General features: G+C 35.0%; 20 protein-coding genes. 18 read left to right on the top strand and 2 right to left on the bottom strand.

Annotated features, from left to right (window positions below; genetic code table 11):
* Positions 1 to 256 precede the first annotated feature (256 nt).
* Complete coding sequence (locus tag IV57_RS04980) at positions 257 to 1,369, bottom strand: helix-turn-helix domain-containing protein (protein ID WP_057880403.1); 1,113 nt, start codon at positions 1,367 to 1,369, stop codon at positions 257 to 259.
* Positions 1,370 to 1,485: 116 nt separating this feature from the next.
* On the opposite strand from IV57_RS04980, the gene IV57_RS04975 reads away from it, so the two are divergent.
* The 8 genes from IV57_RS04975 to IV57_RS13135 all read left to right on the top strand — a co-directional run bounded on the left by IV57_RS04975 (position 1,486) and on the right by IV57_RS13135 (position 8,705).
* Positions 1,486 to 2,409: an ROK family protein gene (locus IV57_RS04975; protein ID WP_057880402.1), complete on the top strand. Its 924-nt coding sequence runs from the start codon at positions 1,486 to 1,488 to the stop codon at positions 2,407 to 2,409.
* Positions 2,406 to 3,878 (top strand): glycoside hydrolase family 1 protein, encoded by a 1,473-nt coding sequence (locus IV57_RS04970; RefSeq protein WP_057880401.1) that lies wholly within the window; start codon positions 2,406 to 2,408, stop codon positions 3,876 to 3,878. Before IV57_RS04975 ends, IV57_RS04970 begins: the two co-directional genes overlap by 4 nt.
* Positions 3,879 to 3,889: 11 nt before the next feature.
* Entirely contained in the window at positions 3,890 to 4,171 is a 282-nt protein-coding gene (locus IV57_RS04965; RefSeq protein WP_057880400.1) for a SemiSWEET family transporter, read from the top strand.
* A gap of 69 nt (positions 4,172 to 4,240) precedes the next feature.
* On the top strand, positions 4,241 to 5,683 hold the full coding sequence (locus IV57_RS04960) for a glycoside hydrolase family 1 protein (RefSeq protein WP_057880399.1): 1,443 nt from the start codon (positions 4,241 to 4,243) through the stop codon (positions 5,681 to 5,683).
* Positions 5,684 to 5,763: 80 nt separating this feature from the next.
* Entirely contained in the window at positions 5,764 to 5,958 is a 195-nt protein-coding gene (locus IV57_RS04955) for a hypothetical protein (protein ID WP_057880398.1), read from the top strand.
* Positions 5,959 to 6,107: 149 nt separating this feature from the next.
* Positions 6,108 to 8,300 carry an SLAP domain-containing protein gene (locus tag IV57_RS04950; protein WP_057880397.1) on the top strand — a complete coding sequence of 731 codons (2,193 nt, stop codon included), beginning with the start codon at positions 6,108 to 6,110 and terminating at the stop codon, positions 8,298 to 8,300.
* A gap of 72 nt (positions 8,301 to 8,372) precedes the next feature.
* Positions 8,373 to 8,537, top strand: a complete 165-nt coding sequence (locus IV57_RS13140) for a hypothetical protein (RefSeq protein WP_157051905.1) — start codon at positions 8,373 to 8,375, stop codon at positions 8,535 to 8,537.
* Positions 8,538 to 8,549: 12 nt separating this feature from the next.
* Entirely contained in the window at positions 8,550 to 8,705 is a 156-nt protein-coding gene (locus tag IV57_RS13135; protein ID WP_157051904.1) for a hypothetical protein, read from the top strand.
* 206 nt (positions 8,706 to 8,911) lie between these two features.
* Here the strand turns inward: IV57_RS13135 and IV57_RS04945 are convergent, their stop codons facing one another.
* Positions 8,912 to 11,248 (bottom strand): HAD-IC family P-type ATPase, encoded by a 2,337-nt coding sequence (locus IV57_RS04945; RefSeq protein ID WP_057880396.1) that lies wholly within the window; start codon positions 11,246 to 11,248, stop codon positions 8,912 to 8,914.
* An 86-nt stretch (positions 11,249 to 11,334) separates the two neighbouring features.
* Here IV57_RS04945 and IV57_RS04940 point away from each other — a divergent pair, with 86 nt between their 5' ends.
* The 10 genes from IV57_RS04940 (at position 11,335) to agaD (ending at position 20,557) form a co-directional block, all read left to right on the top strand.
* A complete protein-coding gene (locus IV57_RS04940) occupies positions 11,335 to 11,997 on the top strand; it encodes an HAD hydrolase-like protein (RefSeq protein ID WP_057880395.1) in 663 nt (220 codons plus the stop codon).
* A gap of 5 nt (positions 11,998 to 12,002) precedes the next feature.
* On the top strand, positions 12,003 to 12,818 hold the full coding sequence (locus IV57_RS04935; RefSeq protein ID WP_057880394.1) for a hypothetical protein: 816 nt from the start codon (positions 12,003 to 12,005) through the stop codon (positions 12,816 to 12,818).
* Positions 12,819 to 12,832: 14 nt separating this feature from the next.
* On the top strand, positions 12,833 to 13,201 hold the full coding sequence (locus IV57_RS04930) for an iron-sulfur cluster biosynthesis family protein (protein WP_057880393.1): 369 nt from the start codon (positions 12,833 to 12,835) through the stop codon (positions 13,199 to 13,201).
* Between the two features lie 67 nt (positions 13,202 to 13,268).
* Positions 13,269 to 14,915 carry a glycosyltransferase family protein gene (locus tag IV57_RS04925; RefSeq protein ID WP_157051903.1) on the top strand — a complete coding sequence of 549 codons (1,647 nt, stop codon included), beginning with the start codon at positions 13,269 to 13,271 and terminating at the stop codon, positions 14,913 to 14,915.
* Positions 14,916 to 14,986: 71 nt separating this feature from the next.
* Entirely contained in the window at positions 14,987 to 16,699 is a 1,713-nt protein-coding gene (locus IV57_RS04920) for a hypothetical protein (protein WP_057880391.1), read from the top strand.
* 14 nt (positions 16,700 to 16,713) lie between these two features.
* A complete protein-coding gene (locus IV57_RS04915) occupies positions 16,714 to 17,466 on the top strand; it encodes a class I SAM-dependent methyltransferase (RefSeq protein WP_057880390.1) in 753 nt (250 codons plus the stop codon).
* Between the two features lie 259 nt (positions 17,467 to 17,725).
* Positions 17,726 to 18,436, top strand: a complete 711-nt coding sequence (locus IV57_RS04910; protein ID WP_057880389.1) for a GntR family transcriptional regulator — start codon at positions 17,726 to 17,728, stop codon at positions 18,434 to 18,436.
* A gap of 16 nt (positions 18,437 to 18,452) precedes the next feature.
* On the top strand, positions 18,453 to 18,935 hold the full coding sequence (gene agaB, locus IV57_RS04905) for a PTS galactosamine transporter subunit IIB (protein WP_057880388.1): 483 nt from the start codon (positions 18,453 to 18,455) through the stop codon (positions 18,933 to 18,935).
* Position 18,936: 1 nt separating this feature from the next.
* Positions 18,937 to 19,746: a PTS galactosamine transporter subunit IIC gene (gene agaC / locus IV57_RS04900; RefSeq protein ID WP_057880387.1), complete on the top strand. Its 810-nt coding sequence runs from the start codon at positions 18,937 to 18,939 to the stop codon at positions 19,744 to 19,746.
* The gene (gene agaD / locus IV57_RS04895) at positions 19,736 to 20,557 is read left to right on the top strand and encodes a PTS galactosamine transporter subunit IID (RefSeq protein ID WP_057880386.1); all 822 of its coding nucleotides are present in this window, start codon (positions 19,736 to 19,738) and stop codon (positions 20,555 to 20,557) included. Before agaC ends, agaD begins: the two co-directional genes overlap by 11 nt.
* The last annotated feature ends 1 nt before the right edge of the window (position 20,558 follow it).

Genomic DNA, 20,558 nt, shown 5'->3' with positions numbered 1-20,558 from the left:
ATAATCGTAGGATTTAGTCTGGAGTAAAAATCAGGAATAGGCTCAGCCGGGAGATTTTTCTAAATTGGCGCACTTAGCCAATTTAGAAAAAGGCTCGATGAACCTGAGTTGACTTCAAACGATGCCCCCAGCGTTCCAGCCTATTCCCGATTTTTGCGGAAGACGGGAAGTTAAGTACGTTCTCGCTTTGGCCTAACTTGAGTAAGGAGCCAAATTGGTTATTGAACTTATCAATATTTGTACTCCCAACTATTTTTTATATATGCTGATTTTTTCGGAATTGTAATGGTGATAAGCCAGTAACACTTTTAAAGGTCCTTGATAACTGTGATTGATCTGAATAACCAATTGAAGTAGCTATTTCGCTGATTGGTAATTGTGTGAAGAGTAGTAATTGCTTAGCCGATAAAATACGTTGAGCGGTTAAAAAATTCAGGACGCTGACGCCAGTTGTTTCTTTAAAAAGATGCATTAAATATGATTTGCTGCAACCAATGGCGGCCGATATCTCTTCAGTATTTTTAACCGTGGCTAAATTATCATAAATATATTCTTGGGCTTGGTAAATGATTGAAGGAATATTTTGACGTTTGACTTGGGCAACATTTTTAACAAATCTTTCGCCGATGGTTCGGGTGTATTCATAGATATTAGTGATATCGCGACGTAGTTCAGTTTTCTTAATACATTCGTCACTTAGATCATAGGCACTTTCAGCAAACATACCGCCGCGAATGGCTGCTCTGGTAAAAAGGGTTGTGGCGGCAACGGTGATATTTTTCTTACTTCGTAAATCTGATGAAGCTAAAATTCCAAAATTACCTTGATCCATGAAATTGACGTAATTATTATTAAATTCCAACAAATTACCATGTTCAACGCCTAGAAGCATTTGTTGTTCAGCCAAATAACCATTATGTGAGGGTTTATGTTCGTTCAAAAAGGCCGATTGCTGATTGGAACGATCGAGAATGTCATAGTCAGTTAAGTCAATTTCGTTATTGGCAAAGTTGGGTTCATTTTGAGATAGAGCCATATAAAGCAAACTCAATTGTGATTTGAAAGTATTAAAGTCAGTTAAAGCAATTTTATCTTCGTAGTTACCGTTGCCGCTGATAGCAGCAGTGGTTGTCCAAACAATGAAATTGTTCCCTTGAAAATTAAACGTAGCGATGGAACCAATTCTAGAAAAAGTGGAGATGGCAATTTTATCGGTAATCTCTGCTAATAGCTTACTTTTTAATTTTTCAGGCAGACTAGGCATGATAGCTTTCTTATTGATTAGAATGGTTGATTTATTATTGTCAAAAACAAAAATCGATAAGCTGGTGGCTTGATAGAAGTAACTAATGATTTTTTTAATATCCATAGGAAACCCTTTCAATTAATAAACATTATTTAACAAAAAAAAGTGATATTTAACAAATTGATTTTATCAAATTTAGGATAATAAAGACATATTAATAGTTAATAGGAGATATAAAAATGAAAACTTATTTAGCTTTTGATATCGGTGGAACTAAATTAAAATACGCTCTGATAAATAATCAGGGGCAATTATTGAAAGAATATTCTGAACCAACTATTCAGGATTCAAAAGAGTTATTTCTGAAACGTTTTAAAGAGATTGTTGATAAGTTTAAAAAACAAATATCCGGCGTTGGAATTAGTGTCCCAGGGAAAATAAACCGACGTGATCAAAGTATCAGTTTTGGAGGATCGTTACCATTTTTAGATGGAGTCTCATTTAGTGAAATATTAGGTGATATGCCAGTATCAGTAGAAAATGATGCTAAAGCAGCTACATTGGCGGAATTATGGCAAGGAACGTTAAAAGAAACTAATAATGCTGTGATGTTAGTTTTGGGAACAGCCATCGGTTCAGGAATCGTTTTGAATCGAGAATTGATCTATGGAAGTCACGAACAAGCTGGTGAAGTCAGTTTTATGAGTTATGGCAAATTTGGCAAAGATGAATTGATGGGTGGTAAATGTTCAGCCGTTGGTTTAATTCAAAATATTGCTAAACATTATGGTTTAAGTGATATCAATGATGGACCAGCAGTGTTCGAATTAATCAAAGAACATGATGAATATGCTTGGCAACAATTTGAAATTTTTTGTAATGATATCGCCTTAATGATTCATAATATGCAAACTGTTTTGGATGTCGATAGTTATGTAATTGGCGGTGGTATTTCTCGTCAAAATATCGTTGCAACAGAAATTAATTCAGCTTTCGAGAAATTACGAGCAACTAATACTTTTGTTGATAAGACATTAACTAAACCACAAATTGTTGGATCAACATTTCATAATGAAGCCAACTTACTGGGGTCAATTTATAAATTTGAGAAAAATACAATTGCATCGAAACAATTGGGAACTATTGGAGAAGTGTCGATATGATAAATGAGGAAACTATATTTCCCAAAGATTTCTTATGGGGAGGAGCAACTGCTGCTAATCAACTGGAAGGTGGTTACAACGAGGATGGTCGAGGTCTATCGATTGCTGATGCTCTTCCTGGTGGCAAAAAAAGATTTGAAATAACTCAAGCAGATGATTTCGATTGGACCATCGATGCTAGTAAATATAAATATCCTAACCACTTGGGAATTGACCATTATCACCACTATAAAGAAGATATTGCGCTATTTGCTGAAATGGGGTTCAAGGTTTATCGTTTTTCAATCTCTTGGAGTCGAATTTTTCCTAGAGGGGATGAAAAAGAACCTAACGAAAAGGGTTTAAAATTTTATGACAAGGTAATTGATGAATGTTTAAAATACAATATAAAACCAGTTATTACTTTGTCACATTATGAAATGCCTTTAGTGTTAGCGAAAGAATATGGTGGCTGGAAAAATCGGCAACTAATTAGTTTCTTTGAACGGTTCGTTAAGGTTGTGATTGAACGATTCGGTCACAAGGTACATTATTTTTTAACTTTTAATGAAATTAATTCAGCTTCACAACATCCTATTATGGGTCAAGGGTTAGTACCTAGTAATGGTGGAAATAATAAACAGAATGTTTTTCAGGCTTGGCATAATCAATTCGTTGCTAGTTCTAAAGCTGTTAAAATTGCTCATGACTTTGACCCTAGTATTGAAGTAGGTTGTATGATCCTGTATGCGACTTCCTATGCTTATAATTCTGACCCTAAAAATCAATTAGCTAATTTGCAAAATAATCAGGATTTTAATTATTTCTGTGGGGATGTTCAAGTTAGAGGACAATATCCAGCTTATACAGATAGATTGTTAAGTAAATATGGTCTCACTAAAAATGATTTAGATATAACAGCAGAGGATTTGGCACTATTGAAGACTTATCCCGTAGATTTCGTATCAATCAGTTACTATATGTCGACTGCCGTAGAGACAACCGGAATTACTGATCAAACTGTGGCTGGAAATCTTATGGGAGGAGTTAAAAATCCTTTCTTAGAAGTTAGTGACTGGGACTGGCAGATTGATCCAACTGGTTTAAGAATCGCTTTAGATGAGTTATATGATCGCTATCAAAAACCGATTTTTGTCGTAGAGAATGGTCTGGGTGCTAAGGATAAAGTTGAAGCTAACGGAAAAATATATGATGAATATCGAATTGACTATTTACGTTCACATATCAAAGCTATTGGTGAGGCCATTAATGACGGTGCTAAGGTAATCGGTTATACTCCCTGGGGTTGCATCGATTTGGTCAGTGCCTCAACAGGTGAGATGTCAAAAAGATACGGTATGATTTACGTCGATCTTGATGATAATGGCAAAGGCACACTGCGTCGTAGTAAAAAAGAATCGTTTTATTGGTATCAACGTGTTATTTCGACTAATGGACGCTACTTAGAATCAAGTAATTTGAAATATTGAGGAATACAAAAATGGAAGAAACTAAAACTACCAAGTTAAACAAAAATGGCCTATTTTATATCAGCCGATTAGCAACTATTTTTTCGATCCTGATGTATGTATCATATATTCCACAGATCATGAACAATGTTACTGGGGTTAAAGGAAATCCTTTACAGCCACTGTGTGCTGCTTTGAACAGTATTCTCTGGGTATCATATGGTCTTTTAAAACAGAAAAAAGATTGGCCGGTGGTTATCGCCAATCTACCAGGAATTGTTTTAGGCCTAGTTACATTTATTACTGCCTTATAAAAAATTTAGTTTAATTTTCAAGAAAGCGTTACCATATAACTATTAGTTAAAAAGAAGGAGTAATTTAATATGACTGTATTTCCAAAGAACTTTTTGTGGGGCGGTGCCACTGCTGCTAATCAATATGAGGGTGCCTGGGATGTTGATGGCAAAGGTGTCAGTACGGCAGATCTTTTGAAGGGTGGAACTTATGAAACTGCAAGAACTTTTACCAAAGAGGTCCAACCAGATACGTATTATCCATCACATCAAGGTAGTGATTTTTATCATCATTACAAGGAAGATATTAAATTATTAGCTGAAATGGGTTATAAAACTTATCGTTTGTCAGTTGCGTGGACAAGAATTTTTCCCAACGGTGACGATGCCAAACCTAATCAAAAAGGTTTAGATTTTTATCGAAATGTTTTTGAAGAATGTCACAAGTACGGGATCGAACCACTCGTTACGATTTCACATTACGAAATGCCTTATCATTTAACTGAGGCCTATGGTGGCTGGGGTAATCGGAAAGTTATCGATTTTTATGTAAAATATGCTCAAACTTTATTTACTGAATATAAAGATCTTGTCAAATATTGGCTAACTTTTAATGAAATCAATATTGGAATGTTGTTTGGTGGCTATATGTCACTCGGTTTACCGGTTAAAGATGGTGCTGCACCATTCAATGGCAAGATGACGGATGAAGATATTCAAAATAATCTTCAAGGTCTACATTATCAATTTGTTGCTAGTGCCTTGGCTGTTAAAATTGGTCACCAAATCAATTCTGATAATATGATTGGCTGTATGATTGCCGGTAATGTCAATTACCCACTAACATCTAATCCAGATGATGTTTTGAAAGCTCAATTAGCAAATGAAATCAACAACTATTACTGTGGTGATGTGCAAGTTCGTGGAGCTTATCCACACTTTGCTCAACGTTTCTGGGATGAACACCATGTTAAATTGGAAATGACCTCTGAAGATGCTGAGATTTTAAAAGAAGGTACAGTTGATTATTATAGTTTCAGTTATTATTCATCAAACACTGTGACCGCTAATCCAGAAAAAGCTGAAGCCGCTGGCAACTTCTCGATGGGTGTGAAAAATCCTTACTTAGATTACAGTGAATGGGGTTGGAGTATGGACCCTAAAGGTCTTCGTTGGTATCTAAATGATGTTTACGGACGTTACGGAATTCCCGTCATGGTCGTTGAGAATGGCTTGGGTGCCCGTGATACAATGGAAGCGGATGGATCGGTTAATGACGATTATCGAATCGACTATCTTAAAGGTCATATCGAACAGATGAAAGAAGCTATCAAGGATGGCGTTGATCTGATTGGTTACACACCTTGGGGTTGTATTGATTTAGTTTCGGCTGGAACTGGTCAAATGGCTAAACGTTATGGATTCGTTTATGTTGATCGTGATGATGATGAACAAGGTGACTTCAGTCGAACACCAAAGAAGAGTTTCTACTGGTATAAAAAAGTCATCGAATCAAATGGTGAAAAATTATAAAATTTATAAGCGTCAGAATTGCGTGATTTAATAAATGCTTTCATAATGTAGTAAAATCTCAAAGCAAAGAGGCAACTATTATGAAAGATAAAGTACCCAAAGTAACGCTGAGAGTATCGATATTAGCATTAGTTTTGATAGCAATTGTGTTATATTTCTTGAATTTACCCAATGCTATTTTGGCACTGTTTGCCGTCGTTATTCTTTCAGTTATATATTTAGGTGGCATGGAAAGAGACCACACAATTTTTATGAGACATCGTAAACGGGGATAGATTCCTGAATGACATAAAAGGTTAAAATATATTTAAAAATAATGAAAAAAGAAGACATTTTGAATGGTTAATGCCTTCTTTTTTTTTGCATAACTGATATCCTAAAGGTATGTAGATGTATATTATTTTTATCAGGGAGATATGTATATATGAAAAAATTTAAAATGATGGCTCTGACTGGTATCTTGCTATCAAGTGCTATTTTAGGGGCAAATACTTCAGTTGCTCAAGCTGCAAGTAATAATGCAATCAATGTTAATAAGAGTGGATTTAACAATGCTATTCAAGTTATTAATGATTTATTAAATTCAAGTTTAACTGCTAATAAGGTGAATTCTCAAACTCAATTCTCTGACATGGCAAATGAATCTGATATGAATGTTGAACCAATTTTTGGTGAACAATCAAGTTCAAGCTTTAATGAAACATTACAAAGTGAACTAAATGTTGTTGATAGTAGCAGTCAATTAGTACCAATGAAAGTTGTTACACCTGATGACCATGGTTTTACTGACAAGGTTAGTTATACGTTGAATGGTGTTACAAAAATCGTTAATGTACATTATAACTATGCAATGCCAACATTGACTTTTGGTGCCGGTGCAAATGCTCAGTATTTAAATGTTAAGGCTGGAAATACTGATGCAATTGATGCTGCAGCAATTAGTACGAATGGTTTAAAAGTTAATACTACTAACAAAACAGATGCTAATGGTACTTCGAATGCAACATCGATCGATGTTGATAAAAATAATTATTCATCAGCGAATGCTACATCAACCGTTCAATTTACTCCAAGGGATTCATATGCAAGAGGAATTTTTGCTAATAGAACAGTTAATGTTTATCAAGAACCAAATTGGGACAATGTTAATAAACAAATGACATTCCAAAGTGGTGATAACGTTACAAATCAACAACAGGTTTATATTCAAGATAATCATAGATACTTAATTACAATGTCAAACTATGATAAAGAAAATAATACTGTAGATTATAGTGCCACAGCAATTGATTCCAAAGGGAACACTATTAATGATTCATTGAATTCTAAAGCAATTACATATACAACGACAGGGCGAACTATAGAACCAAATACATCAGATGCAACGCCAAGCTATACAATTATTTTTAAAGATGGAGATAATACAATTGGAACCTCCATTAATAAGGCAGATGGGATAAGTGATGATGGAATAATTACTATTTCACCAGAAACTGTTGAAGCAGCTGCAACAAAGGTTGGAGTAACATTAAAATCTACCCCAACAGCCAAGACTATTGATGCAAGCACAACTACAAATAACCTAAGTCAAACATATTCTGCAAGCACAACTGCTGATACGACTGTTAATTACTTCAGTACTGTAACAGGGAAATCTTTAAACGCACCTGAGGAATTGAAGGGGGCAAATGGGGATCCAAAGATTTTAAGTATTCCTACCGGATACAAGCTCGCAAATGTGTCAGACTTAGTACAAACATTAAATGCTGATCAACCAACGAAAGACGTTTATGTAACACCAATCAAGACTACTGTAGGTAATCTCTCATACACAGTAACCTTTAGGGATAAAGATACTGGTAAAGTAGTTGGATCAGAAGTTAAGAGTGAAGGTAATCTAGGCGATTATATTGGTTTAACTGCTCCAGATGGTTATGCCTTCTCAACAATTCTTGACCATGGTTTCGTTCTTCTCAAGAACAACCAAAGCGTAACTAAATATGTCACAGCTGCTGACACTCCATACAGCATTTCATATGTTGACCAGGATACTGGTAAAGAAGTTGGTACACAATCAGGTAAGGGTGCTGATGGTTCAGATGTAACCCTCAAATCACCTGATAACTATGCCTTTGTTAGTGCTGATGATATGACTTACACAATTGACAAGTCTGATACAGCAACTAAGACAGTTTATGTCAAGAAGTCTAACCAAACAGTTGATAATATTGTTGCCGGTTATCCACAAAATGGTTATATTAAGATTTATGACGCCAATGGTAAATTGAACAATGATGTTGTTCTAACTGAAGGTTCAAGTTGGATCGTTGATAAGACTCAAACAATCAAGGGTTCTGAATACTATCGTGTTGCTACGAATGAATATGTTAAAGCCAGTGATGTTTACAAATACACACCATTACAAAGTATCGTTACAACTAGAGGTACTAATGTAACTCCTGTTTATAATTCTAGAGGCCAATTGTTAGCTAACGTGGCTCTAGATACTAATACACCTTGGTATACTGACCGTAGTGCTGAAATCAGAGGTTCACTAATGTATCGTGTATCAACTGATGGATGGGTCAAAGCCAGTGATGTTGATTTGACTAAATAGTTTTACAAATACACTGATTTTCTTAACGATGTCAGTGTATTTTTCTAGTTAATTTCAAAGGAAATGATAATTATGAAAGAAATTATAAGACTTGTTGGGGTTGCTATTATAGCAGCAATTATCGTCGTGTTGGTTTCGTTAATACCTATGAATGCAATTATGAAAAGTATTATTTATGCCATTGTCTTAGGCCTATTTATTTACGTGGTAGCATTAATAATGCGTCTTAATCAATAAGTGGGGGAAGTTATGGATAATAGTACACAGGGATTAATTGTAGGGACAATCGTCTTCATTGCGGTGTTTGCTTTGAATATGTTGAAAATAAGTAATATCATGATTGCCCTGATCACAGTCGTAATAGCCTTAGTCAGTATCGTAGTTTTGAGAAGAATTTATCGATAAAAAAGAACCTATGTCTGCCGTGATATTTTGATTCTTAATCATGAGTGGTTAAAGTGGAAGGTATCGGTTAGTGTTTCTATATATCAGGTTGTTAATCAAAAATAACTTGATGACATTAAATTTATTTCAAATAATATTAAAAGGCCCTACCAATTTAAGCTAATTGGTAGGGCCTTTTATCGGCAATATATTTAAAAAGTAATTTTTTATTTCCAATTTATTCTTGAGAAAACCCGACGTCCTAAGACTTCACGCATAAACATGAACAAAGGCCAAGCAATTAAAGTTAAAGCCACATAGATGTAAGTGTAATTCCAATTCAAAATATTTTGTAGTCCAAAGGTATTTTCACCAAAAATAAAGGAAACGATTGATAAAGCGATTGCCACTCCAATCATAATTTTTTTCCGGCCAATCAATGGATTACTGATTGAAATCAATGCACAGAATCCAATTAAGCCAATGGCAAAGACGGATAAAGTTGAAGTGGTTTCGTAGTTGAAATTGAAATGATTTCCCAAAATAGAAATGGTCATAATTAGTAAGATGTTACAGATGGCAGCTGGTAAAGCAATCTCCATAACGTTACGCATGAAACGTCCAGCTGGGGGCGTGTAATTTGGTTCCAATGCCAAGATAAAGGTGGGGATTCCCACAGTCAAAGCATTGATTGGTGTTAATTGTGAAGGTTGGAATGGGTAACCAGTACCTAGGATGATGAAGAGGATTGATAAAACGACTGAATAAATTGTTTTGATCAAGAATAGTGAAGCAACTCGTTCAACGTTATTAATAACTCGTCTGCCCTCATTTAACATGAAAATCATGGAATCAAAGTTACGATTTAATAATACAAAATCGGCCGCAGCTTCAGCAGCATCACTTTCGCCAGCAATAGCAATACTACAATCGGATTGGCGCATGGCTAAAACATCGTTGACCCCATCCCCAGTCATTCCGACGGTTAAACCATTTTCTTGCATCGCTTTAATTAAGTCAGCTTTTTGACTTGGACGAACTCGGCCAAAAATTTTGTATTCTTTAACTAATTCGTGATAGTCAACAGTATCGTCCACAGTATTCATATCAACGTAATCTTTACCAGAAGAAATACCAGCCTGAGCAGCTACATTAGCCACGGTAACAGGATTATCACCAGAGATGATCTTGAGGTCCATCCCTTGGTTGCGGAGGTAATTAAAGGTGTCAGGAGCCTGTTTTCTAACTTCATCAGAAATCATCAGCAATCCTAAAAGAATTTGTTCAGGATCTTCTTGAAGAATGGCGATAACTCTAAAACCATTTTCAGCAGCATCTTGAATGGTTTTAGTTGTTTCATCGGTGGGATGCTTGATGATAAATTCGGGAGCTCCCATAATGTAATGAACATTATCAGAATCGATAAAACCAGAATATTTGGTTTCAGATGAGAAAGGAATGACATCTTTAACGTTTTTATCTAGAGCCTCAATTCCTAAAGCTTTGACAGCCAAAGCCGTGGCATTGGTTTCTTGGGTAGCATCGACAATTTTTTGAGCGATTGATTGAACAAATTTTTCACTGTTGCCACTATAAGTAAGTGTCTTTTTGACGGTTAATTTACCGGTTGTAATAGTTCCAGTTTTGTCCAGACAAAGTACATCAACTCGTGCCAGAGTTTCAATAGCACTTAAAGAACGAACTAAAATACGACGTTTGGATAAATTATAAGCACCAGTTGCTAAAGCCACTGAAGTTAGTAGAACCAAACCTTCAGGAATCATTCCAATCACGGAGGCTGATGTTCCTAGGATTGATTTGGCGACATCGCCATTTTTTAGGAAGGAACGGAAAAATAGTAATAAACCAATGGGAATAATAGTGTATGTTAAAATCTTGATAATGTTATTGATGATTTTCATCAAAACACTGACGGAACGTTTTTCTTTTCCAACTGCGGAAGAAATTTTGGAGACAAAGCTTTCTTTACCCACTTGAGTTAGTTGAATCTTAGCTTGACCAGCAATGGCAAAACTGCCGGAGAAGACCTCATCATCAATGGTTTTACCGATAGTATTAGCTTCACCTGTGATACTAGATTCGTTAGTTTGTAAACCGTTAGAATAACGAACTATGCCATCAGCGGGAATCGTATCACCACGTTTGATAGACACTATGTCATCTTCGACCAAATCAGCAATGCCAACTTCGACTTCTTGACCATTTCGGGTTACAGTAAAGTTCTGAGCGTTGACTAAGCTTATTTTATCAACTGTGATTTTGGCACGAATTTCTTGATAGCTACCAATAATAATATTAGCTATGACTGGTCCTAAGAAGAATAGATTCCGATAGGAACCCGTCCAAAAGATCAAGATGGCGATGACTAAGTTTAGAAAGTTAAATAATGTGAATAAATTATCAGCTAAAATTTTGGGAATTGGACGTGATAATTTTTTGATTTGAATGTTGGTCAGTCCGCGTTGTACTTGAGAATCAACTTGTTGTGCGGTTAATCCTTCGTCGAGACTGGTATATTTTTCAGGTCTTTTGATTTTTACCATACTCTACCTACGACTGTTAGTTATTTTCTTTTGAATGCTATATACTCTTTACATAACTAAATTTAACATAAAAGGATGAATTTAATTTGAACAATTTATTTTTTGATTTGGATGGAACAATTATTAATTCTGAAACAGGAATCATGAAGAGTTTGAAGTATATGTATGAACACACTTTGGGTTATATTCCGCATGACGATGCGACACTACATACTTTCATCGGACCAACAATTGGGGCATCACTGCACAAGTATGATCACGTGGAGCTTGATGATCCATATATTAATCAAAGTATAAATGCTTTTCGTGAATACTATCAAGATGAGGGCTGGGAAGAGTACACAGTCTTTGATGGTGTCTATGATATGATGGAGTCATTGAAAAAGGCAGATAAAGAAATTTTTGTAGCGACTTCAAAACCGGAAGTTTTTGCGAAAAAGATTATTGATCAATTAGATATGAAACAATATGTTAGACATGTATTTGGCGCTGCTGAAGATGAATCAGTTCGTTCACTTAAGGAAGACGTTATTTCCTATGGAATTGAAAAAACTTCAGTTGATTTAGATACAAAGAATCTTGTTATGGTTGGGGATCGTAGCAGTGATATTGTGGGGGCACATAAGAACAACTTAAAGGCCATTGGGGTAACTTATGGTTTTGGAGATTATGCCGAATTAAAGGCCGCTGACTCCGAATGGATCGTTAATGCACCACAAGAGATTGCTAAACTAGCTATGGAGAATTAGAAATTATGAGTAAGTCATTGTCATATAACCGACACGGTTGTACTTTAATTTTATTGTCAATTTGTTTAATGGTAATTGTATTCTTAGGCATTACTCTGTCAACTGTCTTGAATAGTAACTATGTCAAAAAAGTTGTGAGCAGTGATACTAACGTTACTTTAATCAAAAATTATACTAATCAACGTTTAGGTCGATTAGTTAACAGTTATTCTGCCTCGTCTGATCTGTCGGCAGTTAATCTGACTAATAAAGATGTCAAAAAAATTATTAGTACGTCTGTGGATGAGGTTTATAGCGATGACTCACAGTTAACGATCGGTAGTGCAATTTTGGCTACGATCAGTTCCAAATTAAAAAAAGAAGCTAAGCAATATGGTTTGAATATCGATAGTGAAATTGATACGGTAATCAAGAGTAATGAGGATATCATGAATCAGATTGTCGATAATGATTTGGGACCGATCGAACAAGTGATTGAACAGGTTCAGACCATTAAAAAGCTGATCAAGATAGCAATGGTGGTTGCTGGAGTTATTTTTGTATTATTAGCCATCAGATTAAGAATCAAAGTCGGTTCAACAATGATGTTTTTCCATCATTTAGGGACCGTTGGTATTTGTACTTCGATTCTACTAGCTATTTTATTAGGAGCAACCTACTATCCTTTGCAGGATTTAATTGTGAGCAATATAGACTACAATATTCGTGATGTCCTTTATAATGTATTGAATGGGATTCTTCTCAGTTATATATCAATTATTTTCATGGTCTTTATCGTGAGTTTACTTGATTGGGGAAGTACCACTAAATACAAATATTAGTTGAGGACGTTGTCATGAGAATTGAAATAACAGCCGAAGCACAAGCTAAATTGCAAAAGTATGTTGATGCTAAAAAGAAAATTCTTTTGGATCTTGATGATGGTTTTGGACGCTTTTCAGGTGAAGGCGATTGTGCGTTGATCACTAAGTTTCGTTTGATTATGGTTGATGCAGATGAGGATTTGCAAGACTATTCAGTACAGTTGGATAGTGTAATTGGAAAAATTTATTTCAAAGATTCAGCAAAGGATTTTCTGGATGCAACAGGAATGTCATTGAAAGTTAATCCGAAGACACAGTTGTTGATTTTTGCTAATACCAAAGAAATTATTGATAATAGTGTTAATATTATTGACTATGACTTACTAAAAACAAATAATTAATTAAAAATATTGAGGGAACTTAAAGACAATGTCTTTGAGTTCCCTTTTTCTATCAGGACATAAAACTATGAAAAAAATATTCGTTCAACATAAGTTGCTACTGACAACGTTACTATTTTTATTCACTAGTATTATTTCAATTTATTTAACCGGACTGGATGGACATATCTGGTCGTTTTTAACCTTGAGTAATGATGGACGATTTCATGTGATGCGGATGGAAGGACTGTATGATTCAATTAAACAAGGAGTCTTTTTTCCGGTTGTGAATATGTCATTCTTAGATGGTTTCGGTTATATTTCTAATATTTTTTATTCGAATTTGTGGTTATATCCGGCTGCATTCCTAAGATTGGCTGGCCTATCAGTTTTTCAGTCCTTTGTAATGTATTATGTTTTACTAAATTTCTGTACATTTAGTATTTCATTTTGGGCCTATTATCAGGTAAGTCACAGATACAACCAGAGTTTGTTTTTTAGTTTTCTTTACACGTTATCTACTTACCGGATTTTTGACTTAGTTCGGCGGTTTGATGTTGGTGAAATATTAACGATGGTTTTTTTGCCAATTGTTATTTTGGGTGTTTATGAGATTTTCTATGCAGATCAAAAAAAATGGGTGTATTTGGCTTTAGGCATGGTTGCGGTCATTTATTCGCACGCTTTATCACCAGTTTTAATTGCTATATTTATTGGATTAGTGGTTATTTTACGAATTGCTAATTTGATCAAAGAACCACAGCGAATCGTGGCTTTAGTAAATGCTATTTTGGTGTCATTAGTTTTGAGTCTGGCGTATTTTTTGCCAATGATCGAGCAACTAAGGCATACCCAGTTTAAATTGACTTATGCGCCACTAATTAATGTTTCCCAAACCGGTTTGAGTTGGCAGAATCTTTTTAATTGGAGTATGAATAATGATTTATATAACGGGAATATTGGCCTAGTAATGTTGATAACAGCAGGCTTAATTCCTTTGACTATTTGGAAGGTTAAAAATAAGGCCGTCCGTGATTTTGCTATAATTGGGGAATTATTATTGTTCATGACGACCGATATCTTTCCTTGGAAATATTTTGATAAAACACCAGTAAACATGATCCAGTTTCCGTGGCGTTTTGACATGATCGTATCGATTCTCTTTGCAATTTTTTTAACCTATGATGCTCTGGATTGGTTTAAAGCTGATTGGAAGAAGATTGGATTAATATTTATTATTTTGGGAATTACTTTGGGCTCGGAACAAGCTTTAATCAAAAACCATCCTCGTGAGGAAGATAGCTATGCTGAATTTAATCGGCTGGATGTTTATAGTATCGGGAGTGGCGAAGAATATTTACCTAAGAATGCTGATTTGGATATTCTGTATAAAGCGACGCATAAGCCTCAAGTAAAAAATGGTACAGCTAAACTGAGCGATTTTAAACAGAGAGGTTCGCAAATCAGTTTTGATTTTCAGAATGCTAAATCGGCTCAGGTTGACGTGCCAATTATTGGTTATTATGGATATTCTGCTAAGAAATCAAAAGGGCAGGTATCTAGATTAACAATGGATCAAAAGAATAATGGTCTGGGACAAGTGACAATCAATGGAACAGGTACGGTACAGATAAATTATTATCCAACATTTATTCAAAAAATTAGTAAAATAATTTCATTAGTTGGGTTGATTATTTTGAGTTTTATTTTTCTTTTAAAAAAACTTAAAAAATAGAGTATCCTTAATCTGATAACAGTTAGTATAATTAGAATCATTATGTGTATCACAAGGAAGGTATTTATTTTATGCAATTAACTTTTTTGAAGAATAAAAATTTTAAAAAGATTGCAGTTATTGTCTTCACAATCGTTTTATTTTTGGTGGTCAGCCTTTTGGTAATGTACCAAAGTCAAATATACCAAGGGAAAATGTGGGCTTTTTTAGGTAACAGTGATGATCGATTCCACATGATGCGAATTGAAGGATTGTATCATTCCCTACAACGGCATCAGTTTTTTCCACTAGTAAATATGTCCTTTATGGATGGATTCGGATATATCGTGAATATTTTCTATTCTGATTTTTTGTTATATCCGGCTGCATTCCTACGTTTATTAGGATTTTCTACGGCACATACCATGATTATTTTTACATTATTGATGAACTTTCTAACATTCGGTATTTCCTTTTTATGTTTCTATAAAGTTAATAAAAAATATATGAACAGTCTGGTCTTCAGTTTTGTTTATACATTATCAACTTATCGTTTACACGATTTAATGTTCCGACATGACATTGGTGAAATTGGAGCCTTTGTATTTCTACCAATCGCTGTTCTAGGTATCTATGAAATTTTTTATGGAGAACGAAAACATTGGCTTACACTAGTTTTCGGTATGACAGGGATAATTTATTCTCATGCTATTTCACCGATTCTAGTGGCTATTTTGATTATTATTATTGCCTGTTGTCAGATTCCAGAATTAAAAAAGAATCCCAAGCGTTTATTATCTTTACTATGGGCAGTTATTTGTTCAGTATTATTGAGTTTGGCATATTTTCTACCAATGATTGAACAGGTGCATCACACGCAATTTATGTTAGGCCAATCGGAAGGAATGCTGCCAAACGGAGCTTCAGATATGGCCGATTTAACTAATTGGAGTTTAAATAATACAGTTGGACAACCAAATATCGGGATTACGTTGTTTTTAGCCGCCATTGTAATCTTAGTTTCATTTACAAAAATTAAAAATAATGCTATTAAACAATTTTCAGTAATTGGTGCAGTAATGTTGTTGTGTAGCACCAAAATCTTTCCTTGGGTCTTGATTAATAAAACGCCATTAAGAATGATCCAATATCCTTGGCGCTTTGATATGGTAGCAACTATTTTGTTAGCAATTTTTGTAGCTTCAGATCCACTGAACATTTTTTCTAGTAAAGTCGCTAAATCTGGCTTAGTTATTTTTGTCTTTTTGTTGGCAGTTTCAGCAAGTTATCGTTTGGTTGCTAATTCTTCGTTGCAATTGATGCCCTATGCACAATATAGTCAATTAGATTCTTTTAGTATTGGTGCTGGACAGGAGTATTTGCCTAAAGGGACTAATTTGAGTGAGCTACAAAGAAGTTCACATAAGCCCAAAATTGAACAAGGTAAAGTAAAAATTAGTAACTTTAAACAATATGGCACTCGTCTCAGTTTTGATTTTAAAAATGCTAAGAATGCCAAAGTTGATTTGCCAATTATTGCTTATTATGGTTTTCAATCGACACAATCGAGTGGTAAAGTTTCCAAAATAAAAATGGATAGTAAAAACAATAATTTAGCCCAAGTAACGGTAAATGGAAAAGGTAAAGTAATTGTGGATTACTTTGAAACAGCTACTCAGAAAGTAACTCGACGTATCTCATTCTTATCGTTATTAGTGATAATTGCGTTAATATTCATTAATAAATTGAATTTGGTCGATTTTGATCGTATTGAAGGTCTACGGACTTCTAATAAAGAAAAATAATTAAAGGTGATTTTATGGATTATACAAAATTTAATTCTCAGATTATTGACGGTTGGGTCAACAATGGCTGGGAATGGGGCAAACCTATCAGTCATCAAGAATATTTAGCTGCTAAAAATGGCAAATTCAAAATGGTTTTAACACCTACGCGTGAAATTCCTCAAAATTGGTTTCCAGAAGCAATTGTTGGTCAAAAGATTTTGGGATTAGCCGCAGGCGGTGGACAACAAATGCCGGTTTTAGCTGCCTTAGGTGGTATTTGTACTGTTTTTGATTATTCACAGAAACAGTTGGATGCGGAATCTGAAGTTGCTAAACGTGAAGGCTATCAAATCGAGATTATTCGAGGAGATATGACCAAGCCTTTGCCATTCGCCGATAATAGTTTTGATATGATTATTCAACCTGTAGCTAATTGTTATATTGAAGATGTACAACATGTTTGGGAAGAAAGTTACCGGATATTGAAACCGGGCGGTCGCCTGTTAGTGGGAATGGATAACGGGGTTAATTATATTTTCGATAAGACCGAAACGAAGCTTTATCATAAATTACCTTATAATCCACTAAAGGATCCATCGGTTAACGAAGAGTTTCCACCTGAAGAAGAGGGGATTCAATTCTCACATACTTTGGATGAACAACTTCGGGGCCAGATCACAGCAGGTTTTCAAATTGTTGATTTATATGAAGATACCAATGGTGAGGGTAAGTTACATGATTTTAATATTCCTACCTTTTGGGCCAGTTATTCAATTAAAAAGTAGGCAAGCCAATAAAAAACACACCACTAATCATAGTTTGATTTGTAGTGTGTTTTTTATTGGTCTAGATGTTAAAAATAATAATTAAAAGATACCACTTATAATTTTTAATACTGTAGATCTTAAGAGAGTAAGAAAGTAAGAGAGAACCATATCCATAAAATAATGAATTTTAAGTAATGAAAGCGTTGACATCGTATAGATGGGGTGCTTTAATATGGGTGTGGCTGTTATAACAATATAACAAGTTGAGGCTATCCGGATGAACAATATAATGCCACTGTATCAAAGTATGCTAAACGATCTAATTCAGAAGATTGAATCAGGACAGCTACCTGATGATAGCAAATTACCGTCGGAACAAAAGTTGGGTGAAATTTATAAAGTTTCTCGAATTACTGTCAGACGGGCGTTGGCTGAACTAGAAAATAGAAATTATATATATAAAAAACAAGGACAGGGATCATTTGTCGCGGCAAAAGATGAAGCCATTAATAAAGTTCATTTTTTGGATGTTGAGAAAAAGATTGAAGATATGGGAGCAATTCCTAAGGTTGAATTACAAAAATTTGAATTGAATATCGATGGTTCTGAGAAAAGAGCCCGGAAGGAATTAGATTTAACATCTGATGATTATCTATATTTAGTTCAATTCATGTATTACGCCGATGATGAGCCAGTTTTCTTAGAAAAAATATTTTTGCCATTCTCAGAGTTTCCCATGATTCACAAAAGTGAAGTGGAAAACAATAATAAATTTATTCCGTTCATAGCTAAGAAATATGAACAAAGACCAGAATTTATTTCCGAAACAGAAGCTGGTTTAGTTGCTCGTAATAATCGTAAAGTATTCAACTTGAATGTTGGAGATCCATTGGTAAATATTCAAAAGACCGGAATTTTTAACGGCAAGATTGTCTATTATAGTCAATCAACTGTGGTTGGAGATTTGATCATGTTTATAGTTAAGTAGAGAGAGGTAATTGATAATGGGTGAACCAAATATCGTATTAACAAGAATTGATAATAGACTTGTACATGGGCAAGTAGGTGTCGTTTGGACATCATCAACAGGAGCTAATTTGTTACTAGTAGCAAACGACGATACTGCGAACGATCCACTTCAACAAGAACTAATGTCAGCTACCGCTGAAAGCTCTGGAGTCGGAATTCGTTTCTGGACTATTGAAAAGACCATTAATAATATTCATCGTGCCAGTGCTCGTCAAAAGATCTTTGTTGTTGTACGTACACCAGAGGATGCTCGTAGATTAGTTGAGGGCGGTGTTCCATTAAAGAACATCGATATCGGTAATATGCATTTTTCCGATGGTAAAAAGCAAGTTACCAAATATACATATATGGATGATAAAGATATCGCTGATTTAAAGGCTTGTGCTGAAAAAGGTGCCGATGTCTACGTTCAAGAAGTTCCCGAAGATAAAAAACAACCATTGGAAGAAGTGATCTAGAATGCAAGTCACATTAATGCAAGGAATTTTAATTGGAATCTTTGCCATTATCGCCGGTATTGATTTCTGGTGGGAAGGCTTTTATATCTTTAGACCAATGATTGTTTGTACGATCACAGGTTTAATCCTCGGAAACCTTACTTTAGGTATTGTTGCCGCTGGTCTAACTGAATTAGCTTTCGCAGGTCTAACCCCTGTTGGTGGAACACAGCCGCCTAACCCTATTATGGCTGGTATTATGACTGTCGTACTTGCTTATACAACAGGTAAGTCACCAGCCACAGCTATTGGTTTAGCATTACCATTTAGTATTTTGATGCAATACATTATCTTATTCTACTATTCAGCATTTTCAGTTTTGACAAAGAAACTTGATACATATGCTGCCAAAGGTGAAACAAAGAAATTTACCCAATTAGCACTACTTCCAACGTGGATAGTTGGATTATCATACGGTATCATCGCATTCCTATGTGTTTATGGTGCCCAAGCTCCTATGAAAGATTTAGTAAATTCAATGCCAGTTTGGTTAAGCCATGGTTTTGAAATTGCTGGTAGTATCTTACCTGCCGTTGGTTTTGGACTACTTCTCAAGAGTATGTTAAAAGCCAAATATGTTCCTTATCTTCTTATCGGATTTACCGCTGCTTGTTTCATTAAATTTGGTAACTTGATGCCTGTCGCTATTATTGGTGTGGCTCTTGCCTTGATCGAATACAACAGAAGTAAAAAAGATGTTGAGAACGAAAAGAAAATGAAGGCAGTTATGGAAAATGTCAACAACGACGGAGATGATGAAGATGGAATCTAAAAACACTGAAACAACTCCAAAAAGAGGTAAATTAACTAAGCATGATGTCAAAATGCTTGGTGTTAGATCATTATTTAATCAATCTGCAATGAACTATGAAAGAATGCAGGCTGATGGTTGGACATTAGCAATGATGCCAGCTTTAAAGAAAATCTATAAAAATGATGAAAAAGGTTTAGCCGATTCATTAAAAGCTAACTTACAATTTATTAATACTAATAACTATACAGCCCCATTATTGATGGGATTGGAAGCTTCACTAGAAGAAAATGGTGAGAAACGTTCAACTATTGATGGATTGAGAATTGCTTTGTTCGGACCATTAGCCGGTATTGGTGATGCAATCACTTGGTTTACAATTTTACCTATTGTTGCCGGAATTACAGCATCATTCGCCAAACAGGGAAGTGTTTTAGGACCACTGATCTTCTTCCTTGTTTATGTAGCAATGTTCTTCGCTCGTATTCCAATTGCTCAACTAGGATATACAACTGGTACTAAAGCAATTTCTAAAATTAGAGAAAATTCCGCAATCGTTTCACATGCTGCTAGTGTTTTAGGATGTACTGTTATCGGTGGTTTGATTGCAACTTATGTTCAAATTACTGTTAAGACTAAAATTCCTGTTTCAGCAGGCCACACTATTGCTCTTCAAACACAATTCTTTGATCGTATTTTCCCTAACATTTTGCCATTGGGTTACACATTCTTACTTTACTGGTTACTTAAGAAAAAGAATGTTTCACCTGTTATCCTTATCTTGGCAACCTTTATCTTCGCCATTCTATTCTCATGGTTGGGGGTATTATAAT

It is taken from the genome of Companilactobacillus kimchiensis (genome assembly GCF_001438805.1).
In the GTDB taxonomy this organism is placed as follows: Bacteria; Bacillota; Bacilli; order Lactobacillales; family Lactobacillaceae; genus Companilactobacillus; species Companilactobacillus kimchiensis.
Note: the sequence above shows the minus strand (reverse complement) of the source record. Positions and strands in the feature narration are given on the sequence as shown.